The organism is Rhizobium sp. 10PS4, from assembly GCF_032464805.1.
In the GTDB taxonomy this organism is placed as follows: domain Bacteria; phylum Pseudomonadota; class Alphaproteobacteria; order Rhizobiales; family Rhizobiaceae; genus Rhizobium; species Rhizobium laguerreae.
This window is the reverse complement of the sequence record NZ_JAWDIW010000020.1, coordinates 44645-64397: the sequence shown is the minus strand read 5'-3', so window position 1 is coordinate 64397 and position 19753 is coordinate 44645. Positions and strand designations below refer to the sequence as shown.

Below are 19753 nucleotides of genomic sequence, written 5' to 3'. Positions count from 1 at the left end.
AGGAATCATTCCATGGCGGGAGAGCGCACCATCGTCGTGACCGGATGTTCTTCCGGTATCGGCGCTCATTGCGCGCGGGCGCTGAAAGCCGATGGCTGGCGTGTCTTCGCGACGGTGCGCAAGCCGGACGATCTCCAGGGGCTGGAAGCGGAAGGCATCGAAGCCTTCCTGATGGACTATGCCAGGACCGAGACGATTTCCGACCTGGTCGGCGCGGTCCTGGAACGCAGCGGCGGTCGCATCGACGCGCTCTTCAATAACGGCGCCTATGGCCAGCCGGGCGCCGTCGAGGATCTGTCGACGGCAACGCTACGCGCGCAGTTCGAGGCGAATTTCTTCGGCTGGCATGAGCTGACGCGGCAGGTCATTCCGTCGATGCGCAACCGTGGCGAAGGGCGGATCGTGCAATGCTCGTCGATCCTCGGTGTCGTTCCCTATCGCTATCGCGGCGCCTACACCGCGTCCAAATTCGCACTCGAAGGCCTCAGCATCACCCTGCGCATGGAGCTGCAGGGCAGCGGCATCCATGTGAGCCTGATCGAGCCGGGTCCGATCGCCACACGTTTTACCGCCAATGCGCTCGCAAAGATCAAGGAACATATCGACATCGAGAATTCGCCGCACGCGGTCGATTATATCAGGCAATTGGCGAGACTCGACGGATCGGGGCCGGTCAACCGCCATAGACTCGGCCCGGAAGCGGTCTATTCCGTGTTGAAACACGCATTGAACTCGAAGAATCCGAGGCCACATTATCCCGTAACGACTCCGGCTAAACAGGGCATGTTCCTGAAGCGGCTGCTTCCGGCAGACCTCTTCTACCGCCTGATGCGCTGGACGGACTGACTGAGAAAGCTGAGCGCCATGTCCACGGTCACCTATATCCTCGCAATCATCGTCATGGGCGTCGTCGCCCTCGTCCTGATCCGCGGTCTCTTCAACATGATGAAGGGCGGCGATCCCAACCGTTCCAACAAGCTGATGCAGCTTCGTGTGCTGTTGCAGGCGATCGCCGTCATCCTGATCATGGTGACGCTCTGGATCACCGGCGGCGGCCGCCCGACCTGATCGAACTTCAAGGGGGAAACCGTGGTCAAGCTCAACAAGATCTACACGAAAACAGGCGATGACGGCACGACCGGGCTGGTGTCCGGCCCGCGCCGGCTGAAAGACGATCTGCGCGTCGAGGCCTACGGCACGACCGACGAGGCCAATTCCGCGATCGGCCTGGCGCGGCTGCACACGGCCGGCTTGCCTGAACTCGACGCCATGCTGATGTCTATCCAGAACGACCTCTTCGATCTCGGCGCCGATCTCGCCACCCCTGACATTGGTGAGCCGCCGGCCTATGAGCCGCTGCGGATCGTCGAGACGCAGGTCGACCGCGTCGAGCGTGATATCGACCGGTTGAACGCCGGCCTGGAGCCGCTCAAATCCTTCATCCTGCCAGGCGGCAGCCCGGCTGCCGCCCATCTGCATCTTGCCCGCACGATTGCGCGGCGCGCCGAACGTTTGATGGTGGCGCTTGCCCGCACCGACGGCGAAATCGTCGGCGAGCCGGCGATGAAATATGTCAACCGGCTCTCCGATTTCCTCTTCGTCGCAGCACGTCATGCAAATGACCGGGGCCATGCGGATGTGCTTTGGGTTCCGGGAAAAAACAGATAGGCTTGTCGCGATCACGATCGCCGAGGGGCCTTTATGTTCATACCACTTCACGATGCCAATACGCTGAAACATATCAAGGTTCAGTGGGTAACGCTCGCACTGATGGCGCTGAACTTCGCGTTCTGGCTTTTGACCAGCCTGGAGAGCGAGCAGGCAGCTCAGGCGACGACCGTCGGTCTCGGCTACATCCCGGCAATCGCCTTCGGCCACGCGGTGCTGGCGCAGGGACTCGAAATCGTGCCGGAGCCGCTGACCTACCTCACCTATGCCTTCGTCCATACCGGCTTCTGGCATCTGGCCGGCAACATGATCTTCCTCTGGGTCTTCGGCGATAATGTCGAGGATGCGATGGGACATCTGCGCTTCCTGATTTTCTATCTCGTTTGCGCCGCTGCCGGCGCGCTTTGCCACGGCCTGCTGACCATGACCTCGGAAGCGCCGCTGGTCGGCGCATCGGGGGCGGTCTCCGGCGTCGTTGCCGCCTATGTCATGCTGCATCCGCGCGTCCGGGTCTGGGTGCTGGTGTTCTTCCGCGTGCCGCTGCCGCTGCCGGCCTTCGTGCCGCTGCTTTTATGGATCGGGCAGCAGTTCTTCATGCTGGCGATCGCACCTGACGGCGACGTTTCCTGGGGCGCGCATGTCGGCGGCATCCTTGCCGGGGCTTTCCTGATCCTGGTGTTCCGCCGGCCTGGTGTGCCGCTCTTCGACCGGCAGATCGTCACGCCCCGCGCCGTCAGAAACGAGCCGGGCGCCGGCCCTGCCCTCACGGCCGGCACGGACGGGCGAACGGCGCAACGCTTTCCCTGGGGTCGACGCTAGGCGACCCATATTGACGTGAACGTAAACGTCCATATATTGCCGGGCAAATCGCCTGCCCGCCGTCATGGAAGCGTTGAATTTGGAGGAAAAGCGCGTATCCATGTCGCCATTCGACAATCGGAGCGGCGCTCGAGCGCGCATTTTCTAAAAAAGTCTCTGAAGCCAGTTTCTCCTGAAGGAAGGACCCCATGAAGATACTCGTCCCAGTCAAACGGGTTGTCGATTACAACGTGAAGATCCGGGTGAAGCCGGACGGCACGGGTGTCGAGCTTGCCAATGTGAAGATGTCGATGAACCCGTTCGACGAGATCTCGGTGGAAGAGGCGCTGCGGCTGAAGGAAGCCGGCAGGTGCGAGGAAGTGGTGGTCGTCTCGATCGGTCCGGCCAAGGCCGAGGAGACGCTGAGGACCGCCCTTGCGATGGGCGCCGACCGGGCGATCCTGGTCGAGACCGACGATCAGATCGAGCCGCTCGCTGTGGCGAAGATCCTCAAGGCTGTCGCAGACGCCGAACAGCCGGGGCTGATCATCGTTGGCAAGCAGGCGATTGACGACGACAGCAACCAGACCGGCCAGATGCTGGCGGCACTGATGGGAGTTGCCCAGGCGACCTTCGCCTCGAAGATCGAGATCGGCGATGGCAAGGCTCAGGTCACCCGCGAAGTCGATGGCGGCCTGCAGACGATCGAGATCAAGCTGCCGGCTGTTGTGACCACCGATCTGCGCTTGAACGAACCGCGTTATGCCTCGCTGCCTAATATCATGAAGGCGAAGAAGAAGCCGCTCGACAAGAAGACGCCAAGCGACTTCGGTGTCGACACGACGCCGCGCCTCAAGGTGCTGAAGACCGAGGAGCCGTCCGGCCGCAAGGCCGGCGTCAAGGTCAAGTCGGTCGCCGAACTGATCGACAAGCTCAAAAACGAAGCCGGCGTGCTGTAGTCAGCTGGGAACAGGAGCCATCATCATGACCATTCTTCTTCTGGCTGACCACGACAATGCCAGCCTGTCCGACCAGACCGCCAAGGCGCTGACGGCTGCCGCAAAGATCGGCGGCGATATTCATGTGCTGGTTGCCGGCAAGGCTGCCAAGCCCGCTGCCGAACAAGCGGCAAAACTTGCCGGCGTCTCCAAGGTGCTGCTGGCCGAGAGCGACGAGCTCGCCAACAATCTGGCCGAGCCGCTGGCCGACCTGATCGTCTCGCTGGCAGGCAGCTATGACACGATCCTGTCTGCCGCCACCTCGGTTGGTAAGAACGTGCTGCCGCGGGTCGCCGCTCTTCTCGATGTCGCCCAGGTCTCGGAGATCATCGAGGTAATTTCCTCAGATACCTTCAAGCGGCCGATCTATGCCGGCAATGCCATCCAGACGGTGCAGGCAAGTGATGCCAAGAAGGTGATCACCGTGCGCACCGCTTCCTTCGCCTCTGCACCGGAAGGCGGCTCAGCCACCGTCGAGGCGATCCCGGCGGTTTCCGATCCGGGGCTTTCGACCTTCGTCGGCGATGCGCTGTCGGCCTCCGACCGGCCGGAACTGACGTCGGCCAAGATCATCATTTCCGGCGGCCGCGCACTCGGCTCGGCGGAAAAATTCAGGGAAGTTATCCTGCCGCTTGCCGACAAGCTCGGCGCCGCCGTCGGTGCATCCAGAGCTGCCGTCGATGCCGGTTATGCCCCGAACGACTGGCAGGTCGGCCAGACCGGCAAGGTGGTGGCGCCGCAGCTCTACATTGCCTGCGGCATTTCAGGCGCCATCCAGCATCTGGCCGGCATGAAGGATTCGAAGGTGATCGTCGCCATCAACAAGGACGAGGAGGCGCCGATCTTCCAGGTCGCCGACTATGGCCTCGTCGCCGATCTCTTCGATGTCTTGCCGGAATTGGAAAAGGCGCTCTGACCGCGTCAAATGCTTTTCTTTCGCACGTGCGAATGACTGGAAAATTATCTTTTATCGGGCTACTACTGCTGCCGGGCGATCCTTCGTCCGGCAGTATTGCTAGAAAAATGCGGCGGCGCGGGGGCGAATGCCGTGCGGGGGTTTGGAGATGAATGCGGTGTTGAAGAATATTGGTATTATAGGTGCCGGCCAGATGGGCTGCGGCATCGCGCATGTTTCGGCCGCCGCAGGTTACAGGGTTCACATCTACGATCTCTCGCAGGACCGCATTGAATCCGGCCTTGCCACCATCAACGGCAACCTGGCCCGCCTGGTGACGAACGGCAAGATGACCGAAGAGGAACGCAAGTCGACCTTGTCGCTCATATCAGGCTCGTCCGATGTCAATGACCTCGCCCCCTCCGATCTCGTCATCGAGGCCGCCACCGAGGATGAAACGGTCAAGCGCAAGATCTATACCCAGGTCTGTCCGGTCCTGAAGCCGGAAGCGCTGCTTGCCACTAACACCTCTTCCCTTTCCATCACCCGGCTTGCTGCCGCCACCGACCGCCCCGAACGCTTCATGGGCATACACTTCATGAACCCGGTGCCTGTCATGAAGCTGGTCGAATTGGTGCGCGGCATCGCCACCGACGAGAAGACCTTCTCCGCCGCCAAGGAATTCGTCGGCACGCTGGAAAAGACCATCACTGTCGCTGAGGATTTCCCGGCCTTCATCGTCAACCGCATCCTGCTGCCGATGATCAACGAAGCGATCTACACGCTCTATGAAGGCGTGGGCACGGTCGACGCCATCGATACGGCGATGAAGCTCGGCGCCAACCATCCGATGGGACCGCTGCAGCTTGCCGATTTCATCGGCCTCGACACCTGCCTCTCGATTATGCAGGTGCTGCATGACGGCTTGGCGGATTCGAAATATCGTCCCTGCCCGCTGCTGGTGAAGTATGTCGAGGCCGGCTGGCTTGGGCGCAAGTCCGGGCGCGGCTTCTATGACTATCGCGGTGAAGTGCCGGTACCGACGCGCTAAGCTGACATCATCAGAAAGGCTGAATGGACCGAGCGCCCGCGAAATGCTTTCCTTGCCGTGAACGCGAGGAAACGCAATGTCGATCGAAACTCCGATGTTCCTGCTGCAATGCTTCGTGCTCATCGGACTTGCGGGTGTGTTCCTCATAAAAGGAGACGGAGACTCCTGACCGGCATTCTTACGACCCGATCGCACCCTTGATCAGCGCCTTGGCATCCTCGCTGTCCCAAGCGGCAGGGCCGTTCATGGCGGAGATCAGGCATCCCTTGTCATCGATCAGTAGCGTCACCGGCAGCCCCATGGCGAGGCCCTCTTTCTTCAGGCTGTTGAACACCGAAATCGTATTGTCGCGATAGAGCTGCAGCGCATCGACGCCGGTCTCCGCAAGGAAGGTCTTCGGCTTCTCGTCGTCGCCACTGTCGATATTGACCGGCACGACCTGGAACCTGTCGCTGCCCAACTCCTTCTCGAGCGCATTCAGCGCCGGCATCTCCTCGCGGCAGGGGACGCACCATGTCGCCCAGAGATTGAGAAGCACGGTCTTGCCGGCGAAATGATCGAGCGTCAGCGGTTTGCCGTCCGGCCCGTTGAAGGAAATGGCGGTCAGCTTGCGCGGCTCATTGACAGCGACCATGGCGGCCACCTGTCCCCTCATCAGCGGTGTAATACCGGCCATGCGATCCTTGGCAAGCTTGCATTCGGCCGACGCCGTTTCGCCGCCGCCATTGCCAATCCCCGTCTCCTTCACGTATACCGCTGCCGCACCGGCAACGACACCCGCAACGGCGGCCATCGCGATCCATCTCAGGGATGGCAGCCCGAGGGGTTTTCTTGTCGTCATTTCATTCTCCTGGACATGCATCCTCAAGGCGGACACCTTCATGGCCGACGACACCACGGACACCAAATCCTCCAACCAGATGTGGGGCGGTCGCTTCGCCTCCGGCCCGGACGCGATCATGGAGGAGATAAATGCCTCGATCGGTTTCGACAAGAAGCTATTCGCGCAGGATATCCGCGGTTCGATTGCCCATGCGACGATGCTCGCCCATCAGGAGATCATTTCCACTGACGATAAGGACAAGATCGTTCACGGGCTAAACACGATCCTGTCAGAAATCGAAAGCGGCAATTTCGAATTCTCGCGTCAGCTCGAAGACATCCATATGAATATCGAAGCACGCCTGGCGACGCTGATCGGCCCGACGGCCGGCCGCCTGCACACCGCCCGCTCGCGCAACGATCAGGTGGCGCTCGATTTCCGTCTCTGGGTAAAGGAAGAGCTTGAGAAAACCGAGCGGATGCTGACCGGCCTGATCGCGGCCTTCCTCGATCGCGCCGAAGAGCATGCCGAAAGCGTCATGCCGGGCTTCACCCATCTGCAGACCGCCCAGCCCGTTACCTTCGGCCATCACTGCATGGCCTATGTCGAAATGTTCGGCCGCGATCGCGCGCGCGCGCGCCACGCCATCGAGCATCTGGATGAAAGCCCGATCGGTGCCGCCGCACTTGCCGGCACCGGCTATCCGATCGACCGCCACATGACGGCCAAGGCGCTCGGTTTCCGCGAGCCGACCCGCAACTCCATCGATACGGTTTCCGACCGCGATTTCGCCATCGAATTCCTGTCGATCGCAGCGATTGCGGGCATGCACCTGTCGCGTCTGGCAGAAGAGATCGTCATCTGGTCGACCCCGCAATTCGGTTTCGTGCGTCTCTCCGACGCCTTCTCGACCGGCTCGTCGATCATGCCGCAGAAGAAGAATCCGGATGCCGCCGAACTGGTGCGCGCCAAGACCGGCCGGATCAACGGCTCGCTGGTGGCGCTGCTGACGATCATGAAGGGCCTGCCGCTCGCCTATTCCAAGGACATGCAGGAAGACAAGGAACAGGTCTTCGACGCAGCCGAGAGCCTGGAACTGGCAATCGCCGCCATGACCGGCATGGTGCGCGACATGACCGTCAACACCGCGCGCATGAAGGCGGCGGCCGGCTCAGGCTATTCGACGGCGACCGATCTTGCCGACTGGCTGGTGCGCGAAGCGGGCCTCCCCTTCCGCGACGCCCATCACGCCACCGGCCGCGCCGTAGCGCTCGCCGAAAGCAAAGGCTGCGACCTTGCCGAGCTACCGCTCTCCGATCTGCAGGCGATTCATGCCGACATCACCGACAAGGTCTACGACGTGCTGACTGTCGAGGCTTCGGTCGCCAGCCGCAAGAGCTTCGGCGGCACCGCGCCGTCCGAAGTGCGCAGGCAGATCGCCTTCTGGCGCGCCCGAAACTAAGAGACACCAAGCGTGGCGAAAGCCGCCGCGCCCTTCCTGCAGGCGCGGAAAGACCGCCCAACAAACCGCCCAACAATCAGGGTGCACAAGGCGAATAAACTTCGCTATGAAGATATCAATCATTCGATATGAATGGTGCCATCGCATGCCGCAGAAGAGGATATCCATGCAGAAGAGCTTGCCGCACCTCGTCCGCCTGACGGCGGTTCTCGCCGTCATCGGTCTTGCCGTTGCCGGATGCGGGCGCAAGGGCGACCTCGATCCGCCGAGCGCTGCGGCAACCAAGGAAGGCGACGTTTCCAAGCCGACGAAACGGCCGGGAACCGTCGACAAGCCCTTCCTTCTCGACCCCCTTCTTTAAGGCATAAGCCCGTGAACCATTTCGAGTACCGTGACGGCGTCCTTCATGCCGAGAATGTTCCCGTTCCCGAGATCGCCAAGGCGGTCGGCACACCCTTTTACGTCTATTCCACTGCAACACTGGAGCGTCATTACCGCGTCTTTTCGGAAGCCTTCGCCGACATGGACTCCATGGTCTGCTATGCGATGAAGGCGAATTCGAACCAGGCGGTGCTGAAGACGCTGGGCCGCCTCGGCGCCGGTATCGACGTCGTCTCCGAGGGCGAGCTACGCCGCGCCCTTGCCGCCGACATTCCGGCAAACCGCATCATGTTCTCAGGTGTCGGCAAGACGCCGTCCGAAATGGATTTTGCGCTTGAGGCCGGCATCTACTGCTTCAACGTCGAATCCGAGCCCGAGCTCGAGATCCTCAACCAGCGCGCCGTCAGCGCGGGCAAGAAAGCGCCAGTCTCCTTCCGGATCAACCCTGATGTCGATGCAAAGACGCATTCCAAGATCTCGACCGGCAAGAAGGAAAACAAGTTCGGCATCTCCTGGGAGCGCGCCCGCGCCATCTATGCCCATGCCGCCAGGCTGCCGGGCATCGAGGTCACCGGCATCGACATGCATATCGGCAGCCAGATCACCGAGCTGCAGCCTTTCGACGACGCCTTCAAACTGCTGCACGACCTTGTCGCGACGCTGCGCGCCGACGGCCACACCATCCATCACGTCGATATCGGCGGCGGCCTCGGCATCCCCTACAAGGACGACAACAATCCGCCGCCGCTGCCGGATGCCTATGCGGCAATCGTCAAGAACCAGCTGCGCGGCCTGGACTGCAAGATCATCACCGAGCCCGGCCGCCTGATCGTCGGCAACGCCGGCATCCTCGTGACCGAAGTCCTCTATGTGAAGGATGGCGGCGAAAAGACCTTCGTCATCGTCGATGGTGCGATGAACGATCTCATCCGCCCGACGCTCTACGAGGCCTATCACGAGATCCGCCCCGTGACGATTTCGGCAGCCAACGCCCCCCGCATCCGCGCCGACGTGGTCGGTCCCGTCTGCGAGACCGGCGATTATCTGGCACTTGACCGCGAGATGGCAATGCCGAAGCCCGGCGACCTGATGGCCGTCAGCACTGCCGGCGCCTACGGCGCAGTCCAGGCCGGCACTTATAACAGCCGCCTGCTGGTGCCGGAAGTTCTGGTCAGGGGCAGCGATTTCCATACGATTCGCCCGCGCAGAACCTATGCTGAACTGATCAGCCTCGACTCCGTTCCGGCCTGGCTCGACTGAACAGGCCATCACTTTTTGGCGAATTAACGTGAAAAGCCGGTAATACCGGCCGCTCGCCCTCGCCTTCGCCACAAAGAGTGTTATCCTTTCGTTCATGAGCGTATTGCACTGCAATCGCCGGAAGCGCCCTCTGTTCCAGAACGCCAGATCGCGGAGACCGGACCGATGACAAGCCCCTCGCGGCAGAAGAAAGGTGCATTTGCGGTCCGTCCGTCGCTTGCCCGGCTGGTGACGACGAAACGCCTGCTGGCGCGCGTGGTGCTGTTTTTCGAGCAGCTGCTGCCGCCTTTGATGCCGGTACTGTCCGTCGTCGCCTTTTATCTCTGCGCTTCCTGGTTCGGCCTCTTCCGCAGCGCGCCGGACTGGCTGCGCATCCTGCTGCTGATTGCCTTTGCCGCCGCTTTTTTAGTTTCGCTTCTCCCGTTCCGCACCCTGCGCTGGCCGAGGGTGGGAGAAGCCGACCGCATGCTGGAAGAGCGCAACGGCCTGCCGCACCAGCCGGTTACTGTCCAGGAAGACGAGCCGGCCTTCGATACCCCCTTCGGCCGGGCGCTCTGGCGCGAGCACCAGACGCGCATGGCCGAAAAGATCGCAGCGCTCGATGCCGGACTGCCGCGGCCTGATATTGCCGCGCATGACCGTTTCGCGCTCCGCGCCGTCCCGGCGCTGCTGCTTGTCACTGCCTTCGGTTATTCGCTGTCGATCAACGGCGGCTCGATCCGCGACGCGTTGCAGGCAGCACCCGAGCAGGTGGTCAGCAATCCGGCGGTACGCATCGATGCCTGGGTGACACCGCCTTCTTATACCGGCCGCGCGCCAATTTATCTGACGGCCGATGGCAGCGAGCAGGCGCCGATCGGCATTCCGCAGTTTTCAGGCCTCACTGTCCGCGTCAGCGGCGGAAAGACGACCGAAAAGGTCGTGTTCCGCAAGGCGAACGGCGAGGCGCAGGATATTGCCGTGCAGGCCGATACCAAACCGCAACAAACGGTGGCATCAGGCAGCGAGCAACAGACGGCGGCACCCGTCGGACAAGCCCTCGCGCAGACGCATATGATGAAGCTGCAGGAGAACGGCGCACTCGAGGTCAATGGCCGCCGCTGGAGCTTCGACGTGCTCCCCGACAAGGCGCCGGAAATTGCTTTTGACGGCCTGCCGAAGCGCAGCGTCAACGGCGCGCTTGAAATCGGCTTCACCGTCAAGGACGATTACGGGGTCCAAGAGGCGCATGCGGAGATCGTTCCGGTCGAAACCGATCCGACGGCAACGCCGCTCTATCCGCTGCCGGAATACCGGCTGGATATTCCCCGCCGCAACGCCCGCGACGCCAAGGGCGTGACCAGCCGGAACCTGACCGAACATCCGCTTGCCGGCAAGCGCGTGCGCATCACCCTCGTCGCCAAGGATGCCGCCGGCCAGACCGGCCGCAGCCCACCGCACGAAATGACGCTGCCGTCGCGGCCCTTCAACGAGCCGCTTGCCGCAGCCGTCGCCGAGGAACGGCAGGTCTTTGCGCTCGATACGCGCAAGATGCCGCAGGCAATCGCGCTGAATGAGGCGCTGACCATCCGCCCCGAAGAGACCATCCCCAAGCTCACCAACTATCTGCTGCTCGAATCCGCCCTGGCGCGCATGAAGCTCGCAAAGAGCGAGGATGCGCTGAAGGATACCGCCCAATATCTTTGGGAGATCGCCCTCGGCATGGAGGATGGCGATCTTTCGCTGGCCGAGCGCAAGCTGCGCGAGGCCCAGCAGAACCTCGCCGATGCGTTGGATCGCAACGCTCCCGACGAGGAAATCAAGAAGCTGATGGATGAGCTGCGCAAGGCGATGCAGGACTATATGACCGAACTTGCAGAGCGCATGCAGAACGCGCCGATGCAGCAGAACCAGAATGCGCAGAACATCCTGCGCCAGCAGGATCTGGAACGGATGATGGACCAGATCGAGAATCTCGCTCGCTCCGGCAATCGTGACGCGGCCCAGCAGATGCTGTCGGAATTGCAGCGGATGATGAACAACCTGCAGGCGGGCCGTCCGCAGCGCGGCCAGCAGGGCCAGGAAAACAGCGAAGCCCGCAAGCAGATCGACAAGCTCGGCGAAATCCTGCGCGACCAGCAGAAGCTGATGGAACAGACCTTCCGACTCGACCAGCAGCTCAGGGACCGCATGCAGCGCGGTGAAACTGACATGGGCGAAAACGATCCGCTGCTCGACGAGATGAACCCCGGAGAGAACGGCGAGCCGCAGGACCAGCAGCAGGGCCAGCAAGGCAAGGAAGGCCAGCAACCCTCCGACCAGATGACGGCCGAGCAGCTGCGCGAGGCGCTGAAACAGCTGCGCGCCCAGCAGGATGCGCTCGGCAAGCAGCTCGGCGAATTGCAGAAGAGCCTTGGCGAGATGGGCATGAAGCCCGGCCCGGGCTTCGGCCAAGCGCAACGCGAAATGGAAGGTGCCGGCCGTGAACTCGGCCAGGGCCGCGGTCAACCGGCCGTCGAGGGCCAGGGCCGCGCGCTCGAAGCACTTCGCCAAGGCGCCCGCGACATGATGAACCAGATGATGCAGGCGCAGCAGGGTCAGCAGGGTCAAGGCCCGAACGGCCAGGTGGGCCAGGGCGACCAGAACGGTCGCGACCCGCTCGGCCGGCCACGCCGGACCCAGGGACCTGATTTCGGCGATAACGTGAAGGTGCCTGACGAAATCGACGTTCAACGGGCGCGAGAAATCCTCGACGCGATCCGCGAGAAACTCGGCAACAATCCGCCGCAGGAAATGGAACGGCGCTATCTCGAGCGGCTGCTGGACATCCAATAATCCTTCCGCCGCCGCACAATAGCAGGCGCGAACGGGATGGTTTTAGGCCGATCCGACCAAAATCTGAATCCCGTTCCAAATCAAGGAGGGTGAGCCGGATGCCGTCCGAAAACCGCTCACACTGTCGGCGTCATGCTTTAAGAGACGAGCGCCCGGGCGACTGCCTTGCGGATATCGGGAAGCGCGAATGGCTTGGCGACGACGTCGATGATCTTTTCGGCAAGATCGTCGGCCCGTTCGCGCTGTTCGGCATAACCGGTCATTAGCAGGATCTTCAGACCCGGGAAGGCGTCTTTTGCCTGATGGGCGAGTTCAATGCCGTCCATCACGGGCATGCGGATATCTGAAAGCAGCAGATCGTAGACCCCGTCCTTGAGCTTCTCCAGGCCTTCAGCCCCGTCGGCAGCCTCGTCGGTCTCGTGGCCGTCAAGCCGCAGGGCCCGGGCTACGAAGGACCGCAGGGAGTCCTCGTCTTCCGTAATCAGAATTCTTGCCATATGTGCATCGCTCCGTATCAGCCCCGTGACGGAAATCACCAGACTTTCCTTTTCGATCGGTAAAGATGAGGAAGCGATGGACGAGATGGTTAACAACCCGTCTCGAAGGCATTACAGCGCCGCGCGTCTTTAAGACGCGCAAAGGACGCTGTAACACTTTTAATTGCTGCATAATTTTATCCTTAAATCGATTCCGATTTAAGGAATTATGCAGTAGCTCAGGCGTCCCCGGTCACCACGCCGACGAAGGGCAGTTCGCGAAAGGCATAGGCGACATCCATGCCGTAGCCGACGACAAAATAGTCAGGGCATTCGAAGCCGACATAATCAGCCTCCAGCTTTTCCTTGCGCTTGACGCGCTTGTCGAGCAGCACGGCGATCGTGACGTTGCGCGCGCCACGTTCGAAGAGCAACTCCTTGGCAAAGAGCAGCGTCCGGCCGGATTCGAGGATATCGTCGATCAGCAGGACGTCGCGGCCATGCACGTCACTGTCGATATCCTTGACGATGCGCACGCCTTGCGAAACCGTGCCGATGCCGTAACTCGACAGCGTGATGAACTCGACCTCCGGGGCAAGCCCGCTATCATGCAGGGCGCGGATCAGGTCGGCGGCGAAGATGAAGGAGCCCTTGAGCACGGCAATGACGAGCAGGTCCTTGGTCGGGCCGCTGGCGATCTCCCGCGCCATCGAATGATTGCGCTCGGCGATCTGCTCGGCGGTGAAGAGCGGCTCGATATTTTTTCCGCGCACGACAGGCATAAGGGCTTGCTCCATGAAAAGAAGGGTAAGCCGTTAGCACATATGCGAGCCTGAAACAGCCTCGCCGGCTATGAAATTAGCGGGATTGGCGCGACCTGTGGCGCGAAAGTCGGCATTCCATGTCCTGTTACGTCTGTGGCAGGAAGGAAAGCCGGACTTCCGGCATTTTTCCGCCGGCATGCTGGACGCGAGCCGAGAAGCCCCGGCTCTGGCCGCCATAGATCACGTCGGCGGGCGGGTTGATGACGATGCTTGCGGTCAGCCGCTCGTCGGTCACGAGATCGGCACGGATCGGATGCACCGTTTGTGTGGCGCCGCTCTCGTTTTCGATGATGCCGTTGATGACGAGCACGCGCATGCCGTTCGCATCACGCGGCGTCACCGTGACATGGGTGAAATGCAGCGATGCTCCGGAGGTGGCTCGCTCGCCGGAAAGGCCGGAAAAACCACCCGCAAGCCCGAAGACGAGCACGACGAGCGCCAGCACCAGCGCTACGAAGCTCCGCATCGACGCGCGCTGCAGCCAGGATTCCACGGTCTGCAGAACGGAAGCAGCCATTGTCGGCATGAACGGCGGCGGTGCGGCGTTTGCGGCAGCCATACGCTTGCGGTTGTCGTTATAGGTCCTTGCATTGAATTCCCTGGGCCGAACTTTGCCGAGGGTGACGAATTCGGCGTCGGAGATATCGGCAGGACGCGCCGAGCGGTACCGACGGTTGGCAGGTTCCGGCGGCAGGAAATCATAGGCCTGGCCCGGCGTCCGGCGACTGAAGTAGGATGCTTCCATGGTGGCTGCCTCGCAGATGTCCACATGGTTTCGCTGCCAGGGGAAATCTTGGCATTGAAACGAATCCTGCTCAGTCGTAAATTTTAATAGTTAATGCTTCGCAAAGATCGCCATCAAACGGGCGTCTTTCCAGCAAAATTTACCGGCTGTTAACGGTGTTGGTTAACAAGTCGTGCGGTGAAACCCACAACAGACTGAGCTGCCCGTTGATCCACTTCGAGAATGTCGGTTTGCGCTATGGCATGGGCCCGGAAATCCTCCGGGACCTGACCTTCGACATTCCGAAGAAATCCTTTCAGTTCCTGACGGGTCCATCCGGCGCCGGCAAGACGTCGCTGCTGCGGATGCTTTTCATGTCGCTGCAGCCGACGCGCGGCCTGATCCGCATGTTCGGGCGCGACATTTCCGAAATCCCCCGCCCCGAACTGCCGCTGCTGCGCCGCCGCGTCGGCATCGTCTTCCAGGATTTCCGCCTCCTTGACCATCTCACCACCTATGAGAATGTCGCTTTGCCGTTACGGGTGCGTGGCAAGGATGAGAGCTCCTACAAGACCGACGTGCTGGAGCTTTTGAAATGGGTCGGCCTCGGCGAACGCATCAACGTGCTGCCGCCCGTACTCTCCGGCGGCGAGAAGCAGCGCGCCGCAATCGCCCGGGCGCTGATGGATCGGCCGGAAGTGCTGCTGGCCGACGAACCCACAGGCAATGTCGACCCGCCGATGGCCAAGCGCCTGCTCAACCTTTTCCTCGAGCTGAACCGCCTCGGCACGGCAGTCGTGATCGCCACGCATGACCTGGCGCTGATGGAGCAGGTAGAAGCCCGCCGCATGATCCTCTCAGAGGGACATCTCGATATTTATGACTGAGCCCCCGTCCAGAAACCCCGAGAGGGCGTCTGCCAAGACCCAGCAGAAGCGGCCGGAATTGCGCGTGCGCCCGACCGCGCCCATCCTGCCGCCTTCCAACATCCAGGGCAGCGCCTTGATGGTGGTGATATCGATCATGGCCTTTCTCGCCTGCCTGACGCTCGGCGGCGTCAGCATGGTGCGCTCGACGGCGGCAAGCTGGGAGAGCCAGATCTCCCGCGAGATCACCATTCAGATCAAGCCGGACGACAACCTCGACATGGAAAAGGCGCTGACCCAGGCGCGCGACCTGGCGCTGACCTTCGTCGGCACCAAGAGCGGCCAGATCGTCGACGAGGCGGCGACCGCTCGCCTGCTCGAACCCTGGCTCGGCCCCGGTCTCGATCTCAAGGATCTGCCCGTCCCCCGTCTCGTCATCATCACCATCGACGAGAGCAATCCGCCGGATTTCGCTTCGATGCGGGCGCTGCTGAAGGACAGTATCCCGCAGGCCACCCTTGACGATCACCGCACCTGGGTCGACCGGCTGGTGTCCATGGCGCACACGACTGTCATGATCGGCACCGGCATCCTGCTCTTGGTTTTCACGGCGATGGTGCTCACCGTCGTCTTCGCCACGCGCGGCGCGTTGTCGGGCAACCGTCACGTCGTCGAGGTGCTGCATTTCGTCGGAGCCGAAAGCTCCTTCGTCGCCACCGAATTCCAGAAGCATTTCCTGAAGATCAGCCTCAAGGGCTCGGCGATCGGCAGCGCGCTTGCCGCTCTCTTCTTCGCCACCGCCGGTTTCTGGCAAAGCCGCACCCTTGCCACCCCGGAGACCGACCAGGCGACCGCGCTTTTCGGCACCTTTTCCGTCGGCGTGCTCGGTTATGCCGGCATCTTCGCGACGATGATCGTCATCGCACTCCTGACCACCTTCACCGCGCGGCTGACCGTCATGCGGACGATCTACGAAATCGATACTCTACGCTCGGACCCGACACGCACCGACGGCATCGGAAGTTGATCGCGACCGTGCCGTTTTGCCATGAAAGCGTCTGTTCCGCGCCGCAATCAGCGTATAATCACGATTCATGACGATGGGACACACGACACCCAACCCGATTCATCAGGACCCGGAGCTTGATCGCCCGGCAGGTTTGCTGCCGCGGCGCGGGCCGATCCGCCGCCTGCTGCGCTGGGGCGGCTTTGCCTGCTTGCTGGCAATCGCCTTGGTGTTCGGGGGTTTTCTGCGTTTTGCCGATTCCGTGACGACGCTGAAGCCCCCGGCCGAACCGAAGGCGGATGCCATCGTGGTGCTGACGGGTGGTTACCAGCGCATCGACCAGGCCGTGGAGCTGCTGCAGCAGGGTGCCGGCAAGCGCTTGCTCATTTCCGGCGCCCACCCGACGACGACGCCGGCACAGATCCGCAAGATGACGCAGGGCCCGGCCGATCTCTTCTCCTGCTGTGTCGATATCGGCTACGATGCGATCGACACGATTGGCAATGCCGAGGAAGCTTCGAACTGGATTCACGCCAAGGGATACCGCAGCGTTCTGATCGTCACCAACAACTACCACATGCCGCGAAGCCTCGCCGAGCTCTCCTATGTCGATCCCGACATCGAGTTCATCGCTTATCCCGTGGTCAATTCGGATTTGAAGAGCCGCAACTGGTTCACCGACCCGAATGCGATGCGCGTCATGCTGGCCGAATATGTGAAGGTGCTGCTGACCGGCGCCCGCAACATCACCGGCTTCGGCCGCCACACCGGGCTGCGCTCGGCAGGCGTAGCCGCCTCAGACTGAGCTTTTACATCAGGGCAGCATCAAACGCTTTTTATGGCGGGCAATATCGTGTAGGCCGGTCGCGTGAGCATGCCTCGGGAAAGTTTCATGATCGCCCTGCGTTCCGTTCTCTTCAACACGATCTTCTACGCCAACCTCATCATCCAGATGATCGTGCTCTCGCCCTACTATTTCGTCGTGCAGCGCAAGATCGCCTATGCGATTCCCAAGAACTGGGCGCGCTCCAACCACTGGCTGATGCGGGTGATCGTCGGCACCACCTTCGAGATCGAGGGCCTGGAGAACCTGCCTGACGGCAGTTACATCCTGGCGCCGAAGCATCAGTCCTTCTGGGATACCTACGCACTGCTGCCCTGGCTGAAGGATCCGGTTTACATCCTGAAGCGCGAGCTGATGTGGATTCCGCTCTTCGGCTGGTATGCGAAGAAACAGCGCATGATCCCGGTCGATCGCGGCGCCCGCGGCAAGGTGATGGTGGAAGTGCTGAAGCGCACGAAGGAAGAGCTTTCAACCGGCCGCCAGCTCATCATCTATCCCGAGGGCACCCGCCGTCCGCCGGGCGCAGAGCCGCTCTATAAATACGGCATCGCCCGCATGTACCGCGACCTTAACCTCCCCGTCGTGCCGATCGCCATGCATCCCGGCCTCTTCTGGCCTCGGCGGAGCATTCGTCGTTATCCCGGCCATTTCAAGGTGAAGATCCTCCCGCCGATCATGCCGGGAATGGATCCGGACGCCTTTTTCGCCCATCTGATCGAGGTATCGGAGCGGGCAAGCGACGAGCTTCTGCTCGAAACCGTCGCGCAAAATCCGCATCTGCCGCTCCCGCCGACGGCGGCCGACAGACTGGTCGAGTTGCGCAAGCGGAACACGGCAACTGGCTGAGATCAGGCGGCGCGCAGCCGCTCCACTTCGTTGACGACCTGCTCCAGCCAATGGTCGCGAATGCCCATCTGCTTCAGATGCATCAGCGTGTTGAAGACATAGGCGTCATTCGGGCCAGACTGGCCTTTTGCTTCGTTCACCACCCGTGCCGCCGCAAGCGCATCGAGTGCGCCGGCATATTGCTCATGCTCGCGGTCGATGATGTAGGCGACCGCTTCCACCGGGCGCCGGCCGGCAAGCTGCAGCCGCACTCGGCGCTCCAGGTAGACATTGGTGACCAGCTCGCGGGCGCGGAGATAATCGATCACCTCATCCCATTTTTCCGGCGAAATGCGGAAAGCCATGCCGCGGCAGGCGCCACCCCTGTCGAGGCCGAGAACCAGGCCTGGATTGTCGCGGGTGCCGCGATGGACAAAGGAGCGGACGCAGAGCGAACGCCTGTAGCCGTATACCAGGGCCTCTGCCCGCTCCATGAACTCGAAGCCCGGATTCCACATCAGCGAACCGTAGCCAAATACCCAAAATTCGTCCATATCGCACGCCAGACCGGAATCACATTTGCGATTCACCATTGGAGAACATCATGGCAGCGTCAAGCCGATCCGGCAGCGGCAAGAAATTCTGGTTGCTGGGTGGAGGTATCCTCCTGGCGATCGCGATTTATACCGGCGGCTGGTTCTATGCGGCGTCGGCATTGAAGACCACGGTGCTGAAAGCGATTGCACCACGCGACCAGGCAGGCGTCAGTGGCGAATGCTCCGATATCGAATTCCGCGGCTATCCTTTCCGTATCGGCCTGTTCTGCTCCAAGATCGATGTCGACGACAATGTCAACGGCGTCTCCGCCACCTTCGGCGCGCTGCGCTCGGCAGCACAGGTCTATGCGCCCGGCGATATCGTCTGGGAACTGGATTCGCCGGCCGAAATCCGCACGAGCAACGGCCTTTCGATCTCGGCCCAATGGACGAACCTGCAGGCGAGTCTTGCGACCAGGCTGCAGGGCGTGGACCGCAGCTCGACCGTCATCGAAGGTCTGAAGGCGATGGCCGTCTCCTCCTACACCGGCCAGACCATGAGCTTCGATGCGGCTCGCACTGAAATCCATCTGCGCCAGAACGGCGCCGATCTCGACGGTGCGATCTCCGTGCAGAACGCCAACGCAGCGATCAAGGACAGGCCGCAGATCTTTCCGAAACTGTCGGCGAGCATCGATCTGACCGTCGTTGGCAAGGCCGGTCTGATCGACGGCAGCGACCGGAACGGCCTGAATGGTGCCACCGGCGACCTGCGCCGCATCGTCGCCGACATCGGCGACGGCAAGGTGATGACGCTCACCGGACCCTTCTCTTTCGACGAACAGGGCTTCCTCTCGGGAAAATTCAAGCTGGAAATCGAACAGCTCGGCCCCTGGGGGGACAGCCTGAAACAGGCCTTTCCGGATATCGCCTCGACCGTCAACACGGCGACGAAGCTCTTGAAGGCGCTTGCCGGCGGCGGCGACAAGGTCTCCGTCGATCTCGTCGTCGATCGCGGCAATGCCACCGTCAGCGGTTTTATCCCGCTCGGCCGGATTCCGCCGATCTGAATATCTCGCCTCAGGCTATCTGCTTGATGAAAAAGACTTTCGGCACCGCTTGCAGGCCGGGCAGCTCGATCGCGCCGGTTTCGAAAAATCCGTTGCGGCGATGCCAGTCCTGAGGCCGGCTTTCGTCGCATTCGCTCGACGTCATCAGCAGACGGGCGCCGTCGCCGCGCATGGCGTCTTCCCAAGCGAGAAACAGCGCCGTTCCAACGCCCGACCGGCGGTGGCCGGGCAGGACGCGGATCATTTCCATATAGGGAACCCTGCCCCAGAAACGGGAGAAGCGCAGGAAGCCGACGATCTCGCCGGCCTCCCTGGCAACCAGATATTCGCCGAGCGAGACACAGCGCGATACCCACGCTTCACCGGCGCTGGCATCCTCGCGTACCAGCCAGTCCATATCCGCCTGGCCAGCGCTTGCCACCTCCACCATCG

At 61.8% G+C, this 19753-nt stretch carries 22 protein-coding genes; 16 read left to right on the top strand and 6 right to left on the bottom strand.

Annotation, left to right across the window (positions count from 1 at the left end; all coding sequences use genetic code 11):
* The first annotated feature begins 12 nt into the window (after positions 1-12).
* From RWJ89_RS30795 to RWJ89_RS30765, 7 genes are all read left to right on the top strand, one after another.
* Entirely contained in the window at positions 13-846 is an 834-nt protein-coding gene (locus tag RWJ89_RS30795; protein ID WP_131663292.1) for an SDR family oxidoreductase, read from the top strand.
* A gap of 18 nt (positions 847-864) precedes the next feature.
* Positions 865-1068 carry a twin transmembrane helix small protein gene (locus RWJ89_RS30790; protein ID WP_020051818.1) on the top strand — a complete coding sequence of 68 codons (204 nt, stop codon included), beginning with the start codon at positions 865-867 and terminating at the stop codon, positions 1066-1068.
* 21 nt (positions 1069-1089) lie between these two features.
* Positions 1090-1668, top strand: coding sequence for a cob(I)yrinic acid a,c-diamide adenosyltransferase (locus RWJ89_RS30785; RefSeq protein ID WP_316031929.1), 579 nt, complete (start codon positions 1090-1092; stop codon positions 1666-1668).
* A gap of 33 nt (positions 1669-1701) precedes the next feature.
* The gene (locus RWJ89_RS30780) at positions 1702-2487 is read left to right on the top strand and encodes a rhomboid family intramembrane serine protease (RefSeq protein WP_316031928.1); all 786 of its coding nucleotides are present in this window, start codon (positions 1702-1704) and stop codon (positions 2485-2487) included.
* 188 nt (positions 2488-2675) lie between these two features.
* The gene (locus RWJ89_RS30775; RefSeq protein ID WP_222062729.1) at positions 2676-3425 is read left to right on the top strand and encodes an electron transfer flavoprotein subunit beta/FixA family protein; all 750 of its coding nucleotides are present in this window, start codon (positions 2676-2678) and stop codon (positions 3423-3425) included.
* A 25-nt stretch (positions 3426-3450) separates the two neighbouring features.
* Positions 3451-4380: an electron transfer flavoprotein subunit alpha/FixB family protein gene (locus tag RWJ89_RS30770; protein ID WP_222062727.1), complete on the top strand. Its 930-nt coding sequence runs from the start codon at positions 3451-3453 to the stop codon at positions 4378-4380.
* A gap of 148 nt (positions 4381-4528) precedes the next feature.
* Entirely contained in the window at positions 4529-5410 is an 882-nt protein-coding gene (locus tag RWJ89_RS30765; RefSeq protein ID WP_017966357.1) for a 3-hydroxybutyryl-CoA dehydrogenase, read from the top strand.
* A gap of 178 nt (positions 5411-5588) precedes the next feature.
* Here RWJ89_RS30765 and tlpA read toward each other — a convergent pair whose 3' ends face one another.
* Positions 5589-6251 (bottom strand): thiol:disulfide interchange protein TlpA, encoded by a 663-nt coding sequence (gene tlpA, locus RWJ89_RS30760; RefSeq protein ID WP_316031927.1) that lies wholly within the window; start codon positions 6249-6251, stop codon positions 5589-5591.
* Positions 6252-6291: 40 nt separating this feature from the next.
* Here tlpA and argH point away from each other — a divergent pair, with 40 nt between their 5' ends.
* The 4 genes from argH to RWJ89_RS30740 all read left to right on the top strand — a co-directional run bounded on the left by argH (position 6292) and on the right by RWJ89_RS30740 (position 12150).
* Complete coding sequence (gene argH / locus RWJ89_RS30755) at positions 6292-7695, top strand: argininosuccinate lyase (protein WP_316031926.1); 1404 nt, start codon at positions 6292-6294, stop codon at positions 7693-7695.
* Between the two features lie 166 nt (positions 7696-7861).
* Positions 7862-8056, top strand: a complete 195-nt coding sequence (lptM, locus tag RWJ89_RS30750) for an LPS translocon maturation chaperone LptM (protein ID WP_026265471.1) — start codon at positions 7862-7864, stop codon at positions 8054-8056.
* Between the two features lie 11 nt (positions 8057-8067).
* Positions 8068-9336, top strand: coding sequence for a diaminopimelate decarboxylase (lysA, locus tag RWJ89_RS30745; protein WP_011653712.1), 1269 nt, complete (start codon positions 8068-8070; stop codon positions 9334-9336).
* A gap of 165 nt (positions 9337-9501) precedes the next feature.
* Entirely contained in the window at positions 9502-12150 is a 2649-nt protein-coding gene (locus RWJ89_RS30740) for a TIGR02302 family protein (RefSeq protein WP_222062721.1), read from the top strand.
* Between the two features lie 137 nt (positions 12151-12287).
* Here RWJ89_RS30740 and RWJ89_RS30735 read toward each other — a convergent pair whose 3' ends face one another.
* The 3 genes from RWJ89_RS30735 to RWJ89_RS30725 all read right to left on the bottom strand — a co-directional run bounded on the left by RWJ89_RS30735 (position 12288) and on the right by RWJ89_RS30725 (position 14195).
* Positions 12288-12647, bottom strand: coding sequence for a response regulator (locus RWJ89_RS30735; protein ID WP_020665298.1), 360 nt, complete (start codon positions 12645-12647; stop codon positions 12288-12290).
* A gap of 218 nt (positions 12648-12865) precedes the next feature.
* Positions 12866-13408 carry a hypoxanthine phosphoribosyltransferase gene (hpt, locus tag RWJ89_RS30730; RefSeq protein ID WP_003543314.1) on the bottom strand — a complete coding sequence of 181 codons (543 nt, stop codon included), beginning with the start codon at positions 13406-13408 and terminating at the stop codon, positions 12866-12868.
* A 127-nt stretch (positions 13409-13535) separates the two neighbouring features.
* Complete coding sequence (locus RWJ89_RS30725) at positions 13536-14195, bottom strand: hypothetical protein (protein ID WP_222062719.1); 660 nt, start codon at positions 14193-14195, stop codon at positions 13536-13538.
* Positions 14196-14401: 206 nt separating this feature from the next.
* Between RWJ89_RS30725 and ftsE the strand changes: the two genes are divergently transcribed.
* From ftsE to RWJ89_RS30705, 4 genes are all read left to right on the top strand, one after another.
* Entirely contained in the window at positions 14402-15061 is a 660-nt protein-coding gene (gene ftsE, locus RWJ89_RS30720; RefSeq protein ID WP_003543317.1) for a cell division ATP-binding protein FtsE, read from the top strand.
* Positions 15054-16067, top strand: coding sequence for a cell division protein FtsX (locus RWJ89_RS30715; RefSeq protein ID WP_131640815.1), 1014 nt, complete (start codon positions 15054-15056; stop codon positions 16065-16067). The genes ftsE and RWJ89_RS30715 overlap by 8 nt, the downstream gene beginning before the upstream one ends.
* A 73-nt stretch (positions 16068-16140) precedes the next feature.
* On the top strand, positions 16141-16851 hold the full coding sequence (locus RWJ89_RS30710; RefSeq protein WP_131663281.1) for a YdcF family protein: 711 nt from the start codon (positions 16141-16143) through the stop codon (positions 16849-16851).
* An 87-nt stretch (positions 16852-16938) separates the two neighbouring features.
* On the top strand, positions 16939-17736 hold the full coding sequence (locus tag RWJ89_RS30705) for a lysophospholipid acyltransferase family protein (protein ID WP_168284965.1): 798 nt from the start codon (positions 16939-16941) through the stop codon (positions 17734-17736).
* A gap of 2 nt (positions 17737-17738) precedes the next feature.
* Here RWJ89_RS30705 and RWJ89_RS30700 read toward each other — a convergent pair whose 3' ends face one another.
* Positions 17739-18269: a gamma-glutamylcyclotransferase gene (locus tag RWJ89_RS30700; protein ID WP_168284966.1), complete on the bottom strand. Its 531-nt coding sequence runs from the start codon at positions 18267-18269 to the stop codon at positions 17739-17741.
* 50 nt (positions 18270-18319) lie between these two features.
* Between RWJ89_RS30700 and RWJ89_RS30695 the strand changes: the two genes are divergently transcribed.
* A complete protein-coding gene (locus RWJ89_RS30695) occupies positions 18320-19321 on the top strand; it encodes a DUF2125 domain-containing protein (RefSeq protein ID WP_168284967.1) in 1002 nt (333 codons plus the stop codon).
* Positions 19322-19331: 10 nt separating this feature from the next.
* On the opposite strand, the gene RWJ89_RS30690 is transcribed toward RWJ89_RS30695, so the two are convergent.
* On the bottom strand, positions 19332-19751 hold the full coding sequence (locus RWJ89_RS30690) for a GNAT family N-acetyltransferase (protein WP_316031925.1): 420 nt from the start codon (positions 19749-19751) through the stop codon (positions 19332-19334).
* Positions 19752-19753 lie beyond the last annotated feature (2 nt).

Excerpts from the sequence above, each read along its gene's own strand:
- RWJ89_RS30795 (WP_131663292.1), top strand. The coding sequence starts at position 13 with ATGGCGGGAGAGCGCACCATCGTCGTGACCGGATGTTCTTCCGGTATC.
- RWJ89_RS30790 (WP_020051818.1), top strand. The coding sequence starts at position 865 with ATGTCCACGGTCACCTATATCCTCGCAATCATCGTCATGGGCGTCGTC.
- RWJ89_RS30780 (WP_316031928.1), top strand. The coding sequence starts at position 1,702 with ATGTTCATACCACTTCACGATGCCAATACGCTGAAACATATCAAGGTT.
- RWJ89_RS30775 (WP_222062729.1), top strand. The coding sequence starts at position 2,676 with ATGAAGATACTCGTCCCAGTCAAACGGGTTGTCGATTACAACGTGAAG.
- RWJ89_RS30770 (WP_222062727.1), top strand. The coding sequence starts at position 3,451 with ATGACCATTCTTCTTCTGGCTGACCACGACAATGCCAGCCTGTCCGAC.
- RWJ89_RS30765 (WP_017966357.1), top strand. The coding sequence starts at position 4,529 with ATGAATGCGGTGTTGAAGAATATTGGTATTATAGGTGCCGGCCAGATG.
- tlpA (WP_316031927.1), bottom strand. The coding sequence starts at position 6,251 with ATGACGACAAGAAAACCCCTCGGGCTGCCATCCCTGAGATGGATCGCG.
- argH (WP_316031926.1), top strand. The coding sequence starts at position 6,292 with ATGGCCGACGACACCACGGACACCAAATCCTCCAACCAGATGTGGGGC.
- lptM (WP_026265471.1), top strand. The coding sequence starts at position 7,862 with ATGCAGAAGAGCTTGCCGCACCTCGTCCGCCTGACGGCGGTTCTCGCC.
- RWJ89_RS30740 (WP_222062721.1), top strand. The coding sequence starts at position 9,502 with ATGACAAGCCCCTCGCGGCAGAAGAAAGGTGCATTTGCGGTCCGTCCG.
- RWJ89_RS30735 (WP_020665298.1), bottom strand. The coding sequence starts at position 12,647 with ATGGCAAGAATTCTGATTACGGAAGACGAGGACTCCCTGCGGTCCTTC.
- hpt (WP_003543314.1), bottom strand. The coding sequence starts at position 13,408 with ATGCCTGTCGTGCGCGGAAAAAATATCGAGCCGCTCTTCACCGCCGAG.
- RWJ89_RS30725 (WP_222062719.1), bottom strand. The coding sequence starts at position 14,195 with ATGGAAGCATCCTACTTCAGTCGCCGGACGCCGGGCCAGGCCTATGAT.
- RWJ89_RS30715 (WP_131640815.1), top strand. The coding sequence starts at position 15,054 with ATGACTGAGCCCCCGTCCAGAAACCCCGAGAGGGCGTCTGCCAAGACC.
- RWJ89_RS30710 (WP_131663281.1), top strand. The coding sequence starts at position 16,141 with ATGGGACACACGACACCCAACCCGATTCATCAGGACCCGGAGCTTGAT.
- RWJ89_RS30705 (WP_168284965.1), top strand. The coding sequence starts at position 16,939 with ATGATCGCCCTGCGTTCCGTTCTCTTCAACACGATCTTCTACGCCAAC.
- RWJ89_RS30700 (WP_168284966.1), bottom strand. The coding sequence starts at position 18,269 with ATGGACGAATTTTGGGTATTTGGCTACGGTTCGCTGATGTGGAATCCG.
- RWJ89_RS30695 (WP_168284967.1), top strand. The coding sequence starts at position 18,320 with ATGGCAGCGTCAAGCCGATCCGGCAGCGGCAAGAAATTCTGGTTGCTG.
- RWJ89_RS30690 (WP_316031925.1), bottom strand. The coding sequence starts at position 19,751 with ATGGTGGAGGTGGCAAGCGCTGGCCAGGCGGATATGGACTGGCTGGTA.